This window comes from Pseudomonas sp. B21-040, assembly GCF_024748695.1.
Classification (GTDB): domain Bacteria; phylum Pseudomonadota; class Gammaproteobacteria; order Pseudomonadales; family Pseudomonadaceae; genus Aquipseudomonas.
Genome location: NZ_CP087176.1, coordinates 4,188,286 through 4,202,338, shown reverse-complemented (window position 1 = coordinate 4,202,338; position 14,053 = coordinate 4,188,286). Strand labels below are relative to the sequence as shown.

The following is a 14,053-nucleotide window of genomic DNA, read 5'->3' as shown; positions in this document are numbered from 1 at the left end:
TACCGAGCGTCTGGCACTGGCGTGTGCGTTGGTTGGGAATGAACCGGCGTTTGCTATCCAGCAGTCACTCGCCCTGTTCGGAGGTTGGTCGCCGAATTCGGTACAGATCTGAGCCGATGGCGCACTTGTCATCATTTCACTTCGTGGCTGACGCTCGCACCTGGATGTCGGATCAGTGGCGGTAAGGTACTTTCCGCTCATACTCGGAAAACCAAGAATCGAGTTACCGCTCACCTGCGCTTGGCTGCTGTCACGGTAGGTAGAACGAGTACTGCGCTTGGGGCCTTCTATAGACGCCTTGCAGCTCGAATCGGAAAAGCCAAAGCAGTAACCGCGACCGCCCGAAAAATTGCGATTCTGTTCTACAACGCGATGCGTTTCGGCATGAGCTATCAAGACCCCGGAGCAGGTCAGTACGAGCAAAGATATCGGGAACGAGTCGTAAAGGGTCTACATCGCCGCGCTGCCGAATTTGGCTTCACTCTTCAGCCAACGGAAGGTGTTTCTTAGGAAGGCTACCGCGCTCTTGATGTCGGAAGATCACGAGCGTTCGCGCTGATTGACCAGTTGAGCGCCCATGAGCCGGCTGATTGGCTGCGCAAGGTGTTTGACGTCACTCGCTCGTGTTACTACGCCCAGCGCCTGCGGCGCCGCACGCCCGATGTTGAACGGCTTCGATTGCGTAGTCGCGTCAGTGAGCTGTTCTCGCAAATTCGCAGCTCTGCGGGCAGTCGCAGCATCCTGTCGCTGATGCGTGAAGACGGTGAGCAACTCGGTCGATTCAAAGTGCGTAGCTTGATGCGCGAGCTTGATTTAGTCAGCAAACAACCCGGCTCCCATGCCTACAAACGAGCAACAGTAGAAAGACTGGATATCCCGAACATATTGAACCGCGAGTTCGACGTGCCAGCGCCCAATCAAGTCTGGTGCGGCGATATCACCTACATTTGGGCGCAAGGAAAGTGGCATTACCTGGCTGTCGTCCTGGATCTTTGTACGCGTCGGATCGTGGGCTGGGCGCTGTCGGAAACGCCAGACGCTGAGCTGGAGATCAAAGCGCTGGATATGGCTTACGAGCAGCGTGGAAGGCCTTCGGATCTGCTATTCCACTCGGACCAGGGATCGCAATATGCAAGCCGACTCTTTCGCCAGCGGTTGTGGCGATACCGCATTCGCCAGAGCATGAGTCGACGAGGAAACTGCTGGGATAACGCACCGATGGAGCGCGTATTTCGCAGCTTGAAAACAGAATGGATACCGACCGTGGGCTATCGAACTGCGCAGGAAGCACAGCGCGATATCAGCCATTTTTTGATGCATCGCTACAACTGGATTCGGCCTTACCAATTCAACGATGGGTTGGCGCCAGCGCGGGCCGAGGAAAAACTTAACGTCGTGTCCCGGATTAGTTGATCACTACAACCACAAGACGCTGAAGGAATGGAAAGCAGAGCATGGCTCCGCGACCGTTGAGTCTGACCAGGTGATTTTGGTTTGAGTACAAAAGGGCCCAGCGAGGGCCCTTCTGTTGTTGAATAGATGTTGAAATGGCGGCGTAGCAGACGGGCTAGATTGCCTCTTCCAAAACCAATTCTGGCGGCTGGTTACGAAGTCCACCTGTAAGAAAAATCAAGTAAACGAAGCCGATCACCAGCCACGATAAGCCCAGCTCCACAGCCTTGCGATCCAAGCTGAACATTAGCCACAGATCAGCAACCATTCCTGCGACGGGAAGCATCAGGTACAGAATAAAGGCCTGAAATCCTCTGCGTTTTTCGGTGCGCCAGTAGTGGAAAACTACAGAGAGGTTGACCAGGATGAAGGTCAGAAATGCCCCGAAGTTGATGAAAGAGGTCGAGGTAGTCACGTCCATGTTGAGAGCAAGCAAGGCTACTACTGCGCTTAATATCAAGCACCAGATTGGGGTGCCAAAGCGTGGAGAAAGGTAGCCGAAGAAAGCTTTTGGCAGCACAGAGTCTCGTCCCAGCACGTACAACAATCTTGAGCCGCTCGCCTGAGCAGCAATGCCGGATGTGAACTGTCCAAGCACCAAGCCAATCAGGAAGATCGAGACGAACATGTCGCCTCCGATATTGCGAGCGATCTCGTAAGCGGCAGAATCTACATTAGCAAACTCAAGTGATGGTTGAGCCAGTTGCACAACGTATGAGGTGCCTACAAAAATCAATCCACCGATCAAGGTTACCCAAAGGATTGCCCTTGGCATGTTGCGCTCTGGATTATGGGTTTCCTCAGTCAAGGTGCTGACAGCGTCGAAGCCAAGATATGAATAGCATGCGATGGCTGCGCCGCTCATGATCATTGGCCATTGGATGCCCCCGCTTACAAATGGCGCCAAACTGAATAGTGGTTTAGAAGGGTCTCCAAGGGTGTAGTGGATGCACATAACCACGAACGCACCTAAAATTAGAACCTGCAATAGCAGCAGTAGAATGTTCACCGCCGTGGCCAATTTAAGGCCCACCACGTTGATCAGCGTTGTCAGCCCAATAAACGTTAGCAGCCACACGAACGCAGGCACTCCAGGAAAAGCCGAGTTGAGATACGCTGTCCCGATCAACCATATCGCCATTGGAAGGAACAGATAGTCTAGGAGGATCGCCCAACCCGTCATGAAGCCAAGGCGTGCATCAATCGCTTTACGTACGTAGGTGTACGATGATCCAGAAACCGGGAAAGCCCGGGCCATGTGGGCGTAGCTCAACGCTGTCAGTAACATGGCTACAAGGGCTGCAAGATAAGCCGTCGGAACATGTCCTCCACTCGACTGTGCCAAGATGCCAAATGTGCCAAGCACGATGATAGGGGTCATGAGCCCGACCCCGAAAATCACTAGCGTGCTCAGCGACAAGGTGCGTTTTAAGTTAGCCATTGACGTCTCCGATTATGTTTTTATCGTCCGCCAGGAGCGGCCGGATACACGGTAGATATTTCAAAAAAAGCTGCTTGCTGTATCTGTTGGATTGGCTATTTGTGCTTAGTGATAATTAGCTCGCGGCGCCCACCGTCTTCCCGCAATTGCCCGCTCAGGCGCATTCGTTGATCGTTGCCGTAGATGTAGGGGATACGTGCCTTCGCAAGCAGAGATGTGTCCAAGGACATGTGAATACGTGCTTCCTCTCGACCTGCTTCAACCAGTAGGTCGCCAAAGGGATTCACGACAGCAGAACCACCGGCAAACACTAATCCGTCATCGCTAGGGCCGACTCGGTTAACCATGATTGCGAACGCTTGATTCTCTAACGCGCGAGCCATGATGCAGGTTCGGTGATTTGGCCCGTAAGGATCAAAATTGCCGTTTGTAACGATCAACACCTCAACGCCTAGCTGACCAAGCGCGCGGGCGGTTTCGGGAAATTCGATGTCGTAGCAAATCAAGAGGCCAACTCGAAGTCCGTTCCACAGTCCCGTCACCATGCGGTCGCCCGGTTCAAAGACATCCCGCTCACCTGACCAAAGATGAGTCTTTCTATAGTGGAGGACTATGCCGTGATCCGGAGTTATCAACACCGTGGTGTTATAGAACCGACCACCATCGTTTTCAGCTAAACCTACGGCTACTGATAAGCCCTTTTTCTTCGCCGCTTGGCATATAGCTTTTAAACTTGGGCCGTCGAGAGGCTCAGCGATTTGCGCAACATTCGCCTTGGTAGGAAATCCCGTGAGGTACGTTTCAGGTAGCACCAACAATTGCGTTTCGCTCGCGCACGTTTCGATGACCCCCAGCGCCCGAGCAAGGTTGTAAGCCGTATCGCCATCACGCCCGGTAATTTGGGCTAACTCAACATTCATTCTCGCACTCCACTAGACTTTAATCAGGTCTCAACCTGTGACACTGCGGTATTATGGCTAGTCGCCGTTAGCGCGGTAATCGCACGAGATAGGTAATCCTAAGGAGTGACAATGACCCCCGCATTGCGAGAGATCGCCTGGCACCGAGCTTTTGGCATTCTCATTGAATCCATTGACCAGCCAGGGTTCTGGCAGACTGTGGTGAGGCGAGTGGGTGATGTCCTTCACTTTGATAATTGGGTCGCACTGCTTTTTCAGGATGGCCGTCCCCATTTGTTGGCGGAATCTACTGCACCCGGCGGTGGCCCTGACCCACTATTCCAAGACTACTTAAGCGGAATCTATCTGATAGATCCGTTTTACCGTGTGAACTGTGAAGATGCCCGCAGTGGGTTGTTTCAGCTTCGGGACGTTGCACCGGATTGTTTTGAGGAAACGGATTACTATCAACGCTACTTCCATCTGAATGTGGTAGCCGACGAAATCCAGTTCAACTGCCGTTTGGATGAACGACGTTTGATCTGCCTGTCGTTCGGATCTCAGCGCAGGATCACTGATGAAGAGGTTGCTTGGCTGACATTGATGCAGCCTTGGCTGTTGGCCTTGATGAGGCAACGAATGGCTTACGAGCGGCAAGATTTTGCAGGCGGGGAGCCCAATGATGGGCTTGATGGTTTGAGAGCGGCTTTGACTTCGCGAGAGTTCGACATTTGCCAGCTCATGCTGAGTGGACACTCCAGCAAAGGAATTGCCGACAAGCTTTTAATCTCGGTTGATACAGTGAAAACACACCGACGGCACATTTACAGCAAACTGAACATAAAAACCCAGTCGGAGCTTTTTGCCAGTTTCCTGAATAGTCACGCCTCAACGGAAAAACCGCATTCTCAGGCTATGTGCGCGACGAAAAAAATAGGCGAATAGGCCGAGATATTTCCAATGGCTAGCATACCTAAATATTGGGCCATTTCGACGGTTCAGGCGCACTGAGCCATTCGAGCTGCGAAAGCGCATTTGTCGTTTTTATGGGCCTAATGGCAGTGGGAAAACCAGTCCAGACTTTCAATCGGGAATACCGGGAACCGGACGTCTCTGTTGCCAGTGTCGCGATACCTAACGTCGTACGCAAATAGTTGCCACTTATTAGGTGGGGAAAAGGAGGTCTTAAGACCTCCTTTCTGGATCAAGCGTTCGCGAATTCAGCGCTTAACTTGGCAGCAGCTTTCTCAAAGGCAACTTTCATTTCTTCGATCACGAAGCTGTTGTGCTCAAAGGAAATGTAAATGCGGCCGTACGGAGACGGCATCATCAACACTCCTGCTTCGCGCAGCGCCAGGTGCAGGGCCGTGGTGAAGGCAGGGTTCGCTTTCTCGACTGCCTGCTCGTACGTCACCGGGGAAGTCATTCCCAACCAAACACCAAACACATTCCCGTAGCCGCTGGTTGAAATGATCACGCCATGGGATTCGAAAATGGCCTCAATCGCAGCGCGTAGATCGTTGCCGCGCTGGATGAGACTCTCGTAATCGTTGTCGTCCAGTTGAGTCAGGGTGCTCGTCACGGCTGCGCACGCCAAAGGGTTACCGCTGAATGTTCCCCCGCGAAGGACACGGCCTTCTTCAAAGCCTGCCAGGATATGAGGTTTGCCGACGATGGCGGAGACTGGGACACCATTACCTATCGCTTTGCCGACGCTCGCGATATCAGGGCTCAAACCTTCACGCAGCCCTGCCAGACCCGCATATAGCCGAAAGCCCATCAGAACCTCATCACAAATCACCAGTGCGCCGTGCTTATGAGCAATGTCCTGTACATGTTTGAGATAACCTGGCAATGCCATGATGCAACCAGCGTTGGCCAGCATCGGCTCAAGGATGACCGCCGCGATGTCATTGTCTTCTGCAAATAGCCGCTCTACATCTGCGAAATCGTTGTAGCGGATCAGCGTTGTACGTTCGGTAGATGGGCGCTTGCCGTCCTGGAAGCTCGCTTCGTTGGACGTGACGTTGCCGTAGCTGACATCATCGAACCAGCCATCGAAACCGGCAGCCATCTTGGCAATTTTTCCACGGCCGGTATAAGCCCGAGCTGCACGGCAGGCGAGGTGAACAGCTTCGCTACCGGAGTTAGTGAAGATCACCTTCGTAAGATCGCCGGTATGTTTGGCCAGTTCAGTTGCGGCTCCATGCTCACGGACATGAGCCCAGGATGGCGCGGCACTGTCGCCTAATGCTTCAGTAACTGCAGCATTTACCGAGTCATTCGAGTGACCAAGCAATACCGCACCAAAGCCCAGTGCGGTATCGATGTATCTGCGACCTTTGTCATCCCAAAGGTAAGCGCCTTTACCTTTGCTAATGAACAGTTTTTCACCATTCAGGTCAGGCAGGATACGAGCAGCGCTGGAAACATCACCAACTAAATTAGGCATAAAAACCTCTGAATTTTGACAGTAGTTAGCCGTCCCGGGTATTGGGCCCGAGAGGGGTTTTACGTAGCTTTTAACGAGCCTGAACAGGCTGCGTATGCCTTCTTATTCTTGTTTTATCTTCATTTTTTCGTTGCGACGGCGGAGTAACTCCAGTGTCAGCAACATCAGTACGGACAGGATGACCATGATGGTGGCGACAGCCGCGATGTTTGGACTGATGTTCTCTCTGATACCCGAGAACATCTGAAGCGGAAGTGTTCTTTGCGACGGGCTGGCCAGGAAAAGAGTGACCACCACCTCATCGAAAGACGTGGCAAACGCGAACAGTCCTCCCGAGATCACTCCTGGGGCAATCAAAGGCAACACGACCTTAAAAAACACCGTGAGCGGCGGGGCGCCAAGACTGGCAGCTGCTCTGCTCAGGTTGGTGTTGAAACCCTGCAAAGTCGCGTTAACCGTGATGACTACGAAAGGGACACCCAGCATCGCGTGCGCCAGTACCAATCCAATGTAGCTATTGAGCAACTGTAGTTTGGCGAAGAAGAAGTACAGACCTACTGCGACAATGATCAGAGGCACGATCATTGGCGAGATGAGAAAGGCCATAACCACGTTTTTGAACGGGAAGTTGCCCCGACACAAGCCAACGGATGCCATCGTCCCAAACACCATCGCCAGAAAGGTGGCGCCTGGAGCGATGATGAAGCTGTTCTTGAATGCTTGGCGCCATTCTTGAGACGTCATCAGCTCTTCATACCAACGGAAGGAGAAGCCATCCATTGGGTATGTGAGAAAAGACGACGAATTGAACGATAAAGGAATTATCACCAGTATCGGAACAATCAAAAACAGCAGTACAAGGATTGAGGTAGAGACCAATCCAAACCTGGCCAGTTTCTCTGCTGAGGAAGCGTAAGGCTGCAACATGTCGATTACCTCGCCTGGGTTTGGTTGGTGAGCTTTCCGTACACCACATAGAGCAGCAGTGTTGCGATCAGCAGCAGGCTACCAAGCGCCGATGCCATGCCCCAGTTGACGGTTTTGTTGGTGTAGAACGCGACGAAGTAACTGACCATTTGATCCGCTGCACCACCTACCAACGCTGGCGTCACGTAGTAACCAATCGCCAGAATGAAGGTGAGCAAACCGCCGGCTGCCAGACCCGCGAAGGTCTGGGGGACATACACCCGCCAGAAGGCAACGAAAGGGTGTGCCCCAAGAGAAATGGCGGCGCGAACATAGTTCGAAGGAATGCTTTTCATCACGCTGTAGAGCGGCAAAATCATGAACGGCAGAAGGACATGCGTCATCGCGATGATTACGCCAGTCCGGTTGAAAACAAGCTGGACAGGTGCGTCCACAATCCCAAGGAACATGAGCGAGCGGTTGATCAGGCCATCTGATTGCAACAGTACGATCCACGCCGCTGTGCGAACAATCAGAGACGTCCAGAAGGGCAGCAAAACGCAAATCATCAACAGATTGCTTTTACCCTCTGGCAAAGTGGCCAGCCAGTAAGCGACTGGAAAACCGAGTAACAGGCAGAGGATGGTTACAACGCCGCCGATATAGAAGGTGCGTGTGAAAATATCCAAGTAAATCGATTGGTTCGGCTCTGCTTTGACAATGCTACCGGTGGCGGAATCAACACGATGATCGAGGGCCGCAAGCAAGAAATAAGGCGTCAGCTTCGACGATGCTTGCTTCAGGGCCTTCCAATAGTTCACTTCTCCCCAGGCACTATCCACAGCGATCAGCGCCTCACGCTTAGACGTTGCGGTGCTGTCCGGGAGCTTGTGCAGTGTCTTAGTGATAACGGTTCGGTAAGCAGGGATTTCGTAACTCAAGCGTTTGGTAAGAGCTCCGATCTGACCGCTCTCTTTTGCGCTAGCCAGGTCTTTTACCAACGCATCGTAAGTGCCCTCGCTCGGCAGCGAGGTACCGTCCCAGGATCCGAGCGCCTCTGTTGTTGCAGGCATGGCGCTATGCACGTCGGGGTTGTCCACGCTTCGAGTAAGCATGGTGCCGATTGGAAAGGCAAAGCACACGAGTACGAACAGAAACAGTGGCGCGATGAGCGCTAGCGATTTCAGTTTGTATGAGCGTTCGGCTTTTCTAAGCTTGGCTCTAAGATCTACCGCTTCGGCCTTGCCTGAAAGAATTGCTACTGAATGACTCATGATCTGCGACTCAGTGTGTGGTCACGTCCAGGGCACGTATGTGCTCTGGCGCCCAAGAAATGGAAATCGAGCTACCTACAGTCCAGCTGCTATCCATTTGCGAGGCAGGAAGCTTGATCATGAAATTCGGTTGCCCTGCAATTTCAGTAATCATTCGAACGTGGTCACCCAGGTAGATGTACTCCTGAATGCGAGCAGTCAATGGCGTACTGCCAGCCGGCCCAACCACAACGCGCTCTGGTCGAATGCAAAGCGCGACCTGATCTCCAGGCTTAGCCCCAACTACCGAAATCGCCCGGATTAAGCTGCCGTCAGCCAAGCGTGCGATAGTGTGACTGTCGTCTCTGGAAACAGATGTTGCGATCAGGGTGTTGTTTTCACCGATGAACTGAGCAACGAAACTTTTGGTCGGAGCTTCATAAATTGCCGCAGGACTGTCGATCTGTTGGATCACGCCGTCATTGAAGACAGCGACACGGTCGGACATTGTCAGTGCTTCGCTTTGGTCGTGTGTCACGTAAACAACGGTCAGCCCGAGCTGCTTGTGGAGGTGTTTAATCTCCAGTTGCATGTGTTCGCGCAACTGTTTGTCCAGGGCACCCAGTGGTTCATCCATCAATACAAGTTTGGGTTCAAACACCAGGGCCCGAGCCAGCGCGACTCGTTGTTGTTGGCCACCCGACAGTTGAGCGGGGTAGCGTTTTGCGAAGTCGGTGAGCTTCACCATGTCCAATGCACGGCGGACTTTTTCCCTTCTGTCGACGCTGTTCATTTTGCGGACGGAGAGCGGGAAGGCGAGGTTTTGCTCGATCGTCATGTGAGGGAACAATGCGTAATTCTGAAACACCATGCCGATATCGCGCTTGTGGGGCGGGAGGTTGTGAAGCGGCTTGTCTTTCAGAAAAATTTCGCCGTGTGTCGGTGTTTCGAAACCGGCCAACATCATGAGGCTCGTGGTCTTACCGGAGCCTGATGGGCCGAGCAACGTCACGAATTCGCCCTCTTTGATATCAAGGTTCAGATCCTTAACGACGGGCCGAAAACCATCGTAGGTTTTCTGGATGTTTTTGAAGCTGACCAAGTGATTCATATGGCAACCCTCATTCGGGAGTAGGCAGAAATAATCTTCGCTACTCATCCGCCTATTCATTCAAAAAAAGAGAAGCAATCGTTATTTGTTCAAGTCGCAGGTTGGGACTAGGTCTTGCTCGTAGTTGACCTGCCACCTGCCACCTGTCACCTGCCACCTGGTAACTGGTGGCAGGAGCACCTTTATGGATCGGTTACTTCTGGGCGATCCAAGCGTTGAAACGCTCGGTCAGTGGTTCAGTGTTTTCGACCCAGAACTGGACATCCAGAGGCACCGATTGAGCAAGGTTTTCGGGGGTCGTTGGCAGGTCAGATTTCAATTCTGCCGGTACAAGTTCGTTGGCGTTTTTGTTGGTCAGGCCGTAAGCGATGAACTTGGGCAGCTTTGCCTGGTTTTCAGGTTTGCTGGCATAGCCAATGAAATCCATGGCGGCTGCTTTGTTTTCGCTGCCTTTGAGAACAGTCCACGAGTCGATGGCCGAAACGCTGCCATTCCACAGGAACTTGAAGTGTTTGCCCTCGTTACGGTTGAAGCCGGTGATTCGGCCGTTGTAGGCAGAGCTCATGACAACGTCACCCGCAGAAAGCATTTGCAGCGGCTGTGCGCCGGCTTCCCACCAGACGATGCTCGACTTGATCTCATTGAGTTTGTTGAAGGCTCGGTCGACTCCTTCTGGAGTGCGCAGTACGTTGTAGACTTCGGCTGGTTTTACACCGTCTGCAATCAATGCAAATTCAAGTGAATATTTTGGCCCCTTTCGCAGACCACGTTTCCCTGGGAATTTTTTGGTGTCGAAGAAGTCGGCCCAAGAAGTTGGAGTGGCCTTCAGTTTGTCGCCGTCCCAGGCCAGACCGGTGTTCCAAACGATGGCGCCTACGCCGCAATCGTTCACAGCTTCGGGGATGAAATCGGATTTGTTACCGACCTTTGCCCAATCAATTTTTTCGTAGAGGCCGGAGTCGCATCCGAGAGCCAGATCCTCGGCTTCGACTTCAACGACATCCCAGTTCGGTGTTCCTGCTTTTACTTTTGCATCGAGGACACCGACGCCGCCGTCCCAACTCTGGTCGAGGACGTTCTTTCCGATCTGTTTCCCAAATGGGGCGAAAAATATCTCACGTTGCGCATCCTGAAAATTTCCTCCCCAGGAAACAATCGTGAGGTCGCGGGCGTTGGCAGCTTGTGATGAAGCTGCAATCCCAACGAGGGCAAATCCAAGTGCTGCTACAGCGTGGCATGGCTTGTGCATTTTTAAACCTCGACGCAGATTGTTGTGTTGTTGTGGTAAAAATTTTTACCACTCAAAAATAACCTAGGCAAGCTTTATTTTTTAGCGTCGAGAAAATCTTCAATCGCCCGGATAAACGGTAAGCGATTGTTTTTTAATGCTTAAAATTTAAAATTTTGAGTGTTAGGTGGCTAGATATTGTTGGTTTTTGTTACCTGGCTAAGAGTTCTTGGCATGGGCGAGCGATTTTGAAATCGTGTTACTTTGCTTCCCTTTAGGTGCATTGCATGGTGCGAAACAACCCAAATTAGTGTGTATGATTCGTGTTGGCTTCAAAGAGAGTGGGCAGTTCAAGTCATCGAACTGAAGTTTGGCCCCCTCGGGTGCCGTTTATCTGAGGATTTAACCGTGATAGAAACACCGGCGATTAGCCGAAGCCCCCACGCCCCAGAAGATCCGTCTGAAGACCCTTCAGAAATCCAGGAGACTGCTTCGGTGGGGGCGAGACTGAAAGCATTGCGACAAAGTCGCGGGCTTTCAATTCGAGGGTTGGCTGAGCAGGCCGGAGTTCCTCATGCCACGCTTTCGATCATCGAACGAGACAAATCCAGCCCATCCGTAAGTATTTTGAAGCGCTTGCTACGCCCCCTGAATGTCACCCTTAGTGTGTTTTTTTCAGATTCGGCAGTTGTAGATCGGGCAGTTTTCTACAAAGCCGATGAATTGGTGGAGCTTGCTGATGGCAAGAAACTCTCTTATCGACAGGTGGGAGCGAACCTGGCGAACAGCTCCATGATGATCCTGCACGAGCGGTACGAGCCAGGAGCTGACACTGGACAAGAGGGTGAGGAGCTTTATTCTCACGAGGCCGAGGAGGGCGGAATCATCATCGAGGGCAAGCTTGAAATGACCGTTGGGGATGAGGTGCGAATCCTTTCGGTGGGTGATGCTTACTACTTCGACAGCAGACTCCCGCATCGAATGCGCAACCCTTTTGACGAGGTTTGCATCGTGGTGAGCGCGGTTTCTCCCCCAACGTTCTGACCGATCTACTTCCTTGAGTTTGGGTGCTTGGCTGCACGCTCGCGATTGGCTGTGCGTGCAGACTCCAGGCCTGATCCCATAAGCACCTCCATTGTGTTCTTGCTCCGCTCGGAGCTTACGACTCGGTAAACTTTGCTCGGATGCCGGGTTCTCGCTGAAGACAATCTTCCTTCCTAGCCCATACGGTAATTCGTGTTCTGCATGGAGATTAGGCCTCCCCGATTCACATTCGGTGTGAATGCTCGTCACAGGCGGCAGGGGCGATCGAGCTTGAATAGTCTTTTCAAGGCGACTCATATTGATGACGGCTTTGAGGTGTCTATGGGGTAAAGGCACATTGGTATGGGTGTTAGATGGCATGAATTCGAGTCGTCGCTGGAATAAACTTTTGCTCATTGCTGGTTTATCAATGATCGCTTATATCGGGAGTTTGTCGTTTAGATCTCAGTAAGCGTGTGGGTCTTAATAAAAGTAGTTACATCGACCCCCGGTTTCTTTTAGATCGGTGTCCTTCGCTGTATGGAAGAGATCGCTGCACCCTTTTGTTCTTTTTCTTCATACTGGGTGTGAACTGCAGGCACAGCTAGGCCGTAGACAGTAATGGGGCGGGGGGATAAGGTTTTATTCAGTGTTTGAAATGCTCGCAAGGCCATCATCACTGCAGCCCGAATTGATTGTGAAAGCTCACCGGCTCGAATGTAATTCATTGGCATCATTTTGTTAGAGCCAAAACACAGCTTGTTACATGCTCGTTTGATTAATCTGCGCTGACGAAAAGTCATATTTACCCTTCAGTTCACCTACATAAATATTAGTGTCTGGGAGAATGCATGAATAAGAATTTTATTGCCGGAGAGTGGCTCGAAGGCGCCGATATCAATCTGAATATCAATCCTTCCGATACTAATGATGTGGTCGGTGAGTACGCGCGCGCTGATGCTTCTCAAGCTGCGATGGCTGTTGATGCGGCTTTTGAGGCGGCTCCGAGCTGGGCTCGATCTACCGCCGAGGTGCGAGGTGACGCGCTCGACCGCATTGGCACTGAGATTTTGGCTCGTCGTGAAGAGTTGGGCCGGTTGCTAGCGCGTGAGGAAGGGAAAACCCTGCCTGAGGGTATTGGTGAAGTGGTTCGCGCGGGCAGGGTTTTCAAGTTTTTTGCGGGCGAAGCATTACGCCTTTCGGGCGAACGCCTGGCATCCATTCGCCTTGGGGTTGAGGCCGATGTACGGCGCGAGCCAGAGGGCGTGGTCGGCATCATCACTCCCTGGAACTTCCCGATCGCAATCCCGGCCTGGAAGATCGCTCCTGCACTGGCGTTCGGTAACGCAGTTGTTTTCAAACCAGCTGATCTGGTGCCTGGCAGTGCGTGGGCACTGGCGGAAATTATTGTTCGCGCAGGTGCGCTTCCCTCCGGAGTGTTCAATCTGGTCATGGGGCCCGGCTCGAAAGTGGGTGATGTCTTTGCAAAGTCTAAAAAAGTACGGGCTTTGACGTTCACGGGTTCCACTGGCACAGGCCGCAGTATTGGTATGACCTGCATGGAGCGCGGTGCCAAAGTCCAGCTGGAAATGGGCGGCAAAAACCCGCTCATTATTTTGGATGATGCAGATCTCAATCAGGCAGTTGAAGTCGCGGTCTCCGGCTCCTTCTTCTCTACAGGCCAGCGATGCACCGCCTCCAGCCGTTTGATTGTCCAGGATGGCATACACGATCAATTTGTTGAGGCCGTGATAAAGCGTCTCTCTTCGCTCAAGGTTGACCACGCATTGTCTGAAGGCTGTGACATGGGCCCTGTCGTGTCACAGGCGCAGCTCAAGCAAGACTGCGATTACATCAAGAGCGCCCAGGAAGAGGGTGGGGAGCTCGCTTATGGCGGCGAACTGCTGACAAGGGGCACACCAGGTTTCTATCTTTCTCCGGCGCTGATCACTGAAACCACTAACCAGATGCGTATCAACCGGGAGGAAGTTTTCGGCCCGGTGGCGAGTGTCATCCGCGTTAAGGATTACGAAGAGGCGGTCACGTTGGCTAACGACACCGAATTCGGTTTGTCATCCGGGATTTGCACCACTTCTCTAAAGCACAGCTCGGACTTTAAGCAACGCTCTACCGCCGGCATGGTGATGGTCAACGTCCCAACAGCAGGAGTGGATTACAACGCACCTTTCGGCGGTCGAAAAAACTCAAGCTATGGGCCTCGCGAGCAAGGTGGGTACGCAAAGGAATTTTATACCTCCGTCAAAACCACCTACACATTGGCCTGAACT

At 52.4% G+C, this 14,053-nt stretch carries 12 protein-coding genes and 2 pseudogenes; 6 read left to right on the top strand and 8 right to left on the bottom strand.

What is annotated here, in order from left to right; all coding sequences use genetic code 11:
* Positions 1-81: 81 nt before the first annotated feature.
* The 3 genes and pseudogenes from LOY55_RS19200 to LOY55_RS31240 form a co-directional block, all read left to right on the top strand.
* A pseudogene (locus LOY55_RS19200) lies at positions 82-510 on the top strand (transposase); the annotation flags it as partial.
* Positions 511-1,413 (top strand): annotated as a pseudogene (locus LOY55_RS19195) (IS3 family transposase); the annotation flags it as partial.
* The gene (locus tag LOY55_RS31240; RefSeq protein ID WP_408980957.1) at positions 1,355-1,498 is read left to right on the top strand and encodes a hypothetical protein; all 144 of its coding nucleotides are present in this window, start codon (positions 1,355-1,357) and stop codon (positions 1,496-1,498) included. The pseudogene LOY55_RS19195 and the gene LOY55_RS31240, both read left to right, overlap by 59 nt.
* A gap of 69 nt (positions 1,499-1,567) precedes the next feature.
* Here LOY55_RS31240 and LOY55_RS19190 read toward each other — a convergent pair whose 3' ends face one another.
* Both LOY55_RS19190 and LOY55_RS19185 read right to left on the bottom strand, forming a co-directional pair.
* Complete coding sequence (locus LOY55_RS19190) at positions 1,568-2,893, bottom strand: APC family permease (RefSeq protein ID WP_258666360.1); 1,326 nt, start codon at positions 2,891-2,893, stop codon at positions 1,568-1,570.
* Between the two features lie 95 nt (positions 2,894-2,988).
* Positions 2,989-3,813 carry a carbon-nitrogen hydrolase family protein gene (locus tag LOY55_RS19185; protein ID WP_258666357.1) on the bottom strand — a complete coding sequence of 275 codons (825 nt, stop codon included), beginning with the start codon at positions 3,811-3,813 and terminating at the stop codon, positions 2,989-2,991.
* A 111-nt stretch (positions 3,814-3,924) separates the two neighbouring features.
* Between LOY55_RS19185 and LOY55_RS19180 the strand changes: the two genes are divergently transcribed.
* Entirely contained in the window at positions 3,925-4,737 is an 813-nt protein-coding gene (locus LOY55_RS19180) for a response regulator transcription factor (protein ID WP_258666355.1), read from the top strand.
* A 259-nt stretch (positions 4,738-4,996) separates the two neighbouring features.
* Here LOY55_RS19180 and LOY55_RS19175 read toward each other — a convergent pair whose 3' ends face one another.
* From LOY55_RS19175 to LOY55_RS19155, 5 genes are all read right to left on the bottom strand, one after another.
* A complete protein-coding gene (locus tag LOY55_RS19175) occupies positions 4,997-6,244 on the bottom strand; it encodes an aspartate aminotransferase family protein (protein WP_258666353.1) in 1,248 nt (415 codons plus the stop codon).
* A 102-nt stretch (positions 6,245-6,346) separates the two neighbouring features.
* On the bottom strand, positions 6,347-7,171 hold the full coding sequence (locus LOY55_RS19170) for an ABC transporter permease (RefSeq protein WP_258666350.1): 825 nt from the start codon (positions 7,169-7,171) through the stop codon (positions 6,347-6,349).
* Positions 7,172-7,176: 5 nt separating this feature from the next.
* Positions 7,177-8,424, bottom strand: a complete 1,248-nt coding sequence (locus tag LOY55_RS19165) for an ABC transporter permease (RefSeq protein ID WP_258666349.1) — start codon at positions 8,422-8,424, stop codon at positions 7,177-7,179.
* 10 nt (positions 8,425-8,434) lie between these two features.
* Positions 8,435-9,514, bottom strand: coding sequence for an ABC transporter ATP-binding protein (locus tag LOY55_RS19160; protein ID WP_258666346.1), 1,080 nt, complete (start codon positions 9,512-9,514; stop codon positions 8,435-8,437).
* A gap of 193 nt (positions 9,515-9,707) precedes the next feature.
* Positions 9,708-10,763, bottom strand: a complete 1,056-nt coding sequence (locus LOY55_RS19155; RefSeq protein WP_258666345.1) for an ABC transporter substrate-binding protein — start codon at positions 10,761-10,763, stop codon at positions 9,708-9,710.
* A 387-nt stretch (positions 10,764-11,150) separates the two neighbouring features.
* On the opposite strand from LOY55_RS19155, the gene LOY55_RS19150 reads away from it, so the two are divergent.
* On the top strand, positions 11,151-11,786 hold the full coding sequence (locus LOY55_RS19150; protein ID WP_258666343.1) for a cupin domain-containing protein: 636 nt from the start codon (positions 11,151-11,153) through the stop codon (positions 11,784-11,786).
* Positions 11,787-12,283: 497 nt separating this feature from the next.
* Here LOY55_RS19150 and LOY55_RS19145 read toward each other — a convergent pair whose 3' ends face one another.
* Positions 12,284-12,568, bottom strand: coding sequence for a hypothetical protein (locus tag LOY55_RS19145; protein WP_258666340.1), 285 nt, complete (start codon positions 12,566-12,568; stop codon positions 12,284-12,286).
* A gap of 48 nt (positions 12,569-12,616) precedes the next feature.
* On the opposite strand from LOY55_RS19145, the gene LOY55_RS19140 reads away from it, so the two are divergent.
* The gene (locus tag LOY55_RS19140; protein ID WP_258666337.1) at positions 12,617-14,050 is read left to right on the top strand and encodes an aldehyde dehydrogenase family protein; all 1,434 of its coding nucleotides are present in this window, start codon (positions 12,617-12,619) and stop codon (positions 14,048-14,050) included.
* The last annotated feature ends 3 nt before the right edge of the window (positions 14,051-14,053 follow it).

What these genes read in the sequence shown, in the direction of transcription:
- LOY55_RS31240 (WP_408980957.1), top strand. Translation starts at nt 1,355, where the DNA reads ATGGGTTGGCGCCAGCGCGGGCCGAGGAAAAACTTAACGTCGTGTCCC.
- LOY55_RS19190 (WP_258666360.1), bottom strand. Translation starts at nt 2,893, where the DNA reads ATGGCTAACTTAAAACGCACCTTGTCGCTGAGCACGCTAGTGATTTTC.
- LOY55_RS19185 (WP_258666357.1), bottom strand. Translation starts at nt 3,813, where the DNA reads ATGAATGTTGAGTTAGCCCAAATTACCGGGCGTGATGGCGATACGGCT.
- LOY55_RS19180 (WP_258666355.1), top strand. Translation starts at nt 3,925, where the DNA reads ATGACCCCCGCATTGCGAGAGATCGCCTGGCACCGAGCTTTTGGCATT.
- LOY55_RS19175 (WP_258666353.1), bottom strand. Translation starts at nt 6,244, where the DNA reads ATGCCTAATTTAGTTGGTGATGTTTCCAGCGCTGCTCGTATCCTGCCT.
- LOY55_RS19170 (WP_258666350.1), bottom strand. Translation starts at nt 7,171, where the DNA reads ATGTTGCAGCCTTACGCTTCCTCAGCAGAGAAACTGGCCAGGTTTGGA.
- LOY55_RS19165 (WP_258666349.1), bottom strand. Translation starts at nt 8,424, where the DNA reads ATGAGTCATTCAGTAGCAATTCTTTCAGGCAAGGCCGAAGCGGTAGAT.
- LOY55_RS19160 (WP_258666346.1), bottom strand. Translation starts at nt 9,514, where the DNA reads ATGAATCACTTGGTCAGCTTCAAAAACATCCAGAAAACCTACGATGGT.
- LOY55_RS19155 (WP_258666345.1), bottom strand. Translation starts at nt 10,763, where the DNA reads ATGCACAAGCCATGCCACGCTGTAGCAGCACTTGGATTTGCCCTCGTT.
- LOY55_RS19145 (WP_258666340.1), bottom strand. Translation starts at nt 12,568, where the DNA reads ATGACTTTTCGTCAGCGCAGATTAATCAAACGAGCATGTAACAAGCTG.
- LOY55_RS19140 (WP_258666337.1), top strand. Translation starts at nt 12,617, where the DNA reads ATGAATAAGAATTTTATTGCCGGAGAGTGGCTCGAAGGCGCCGATATC.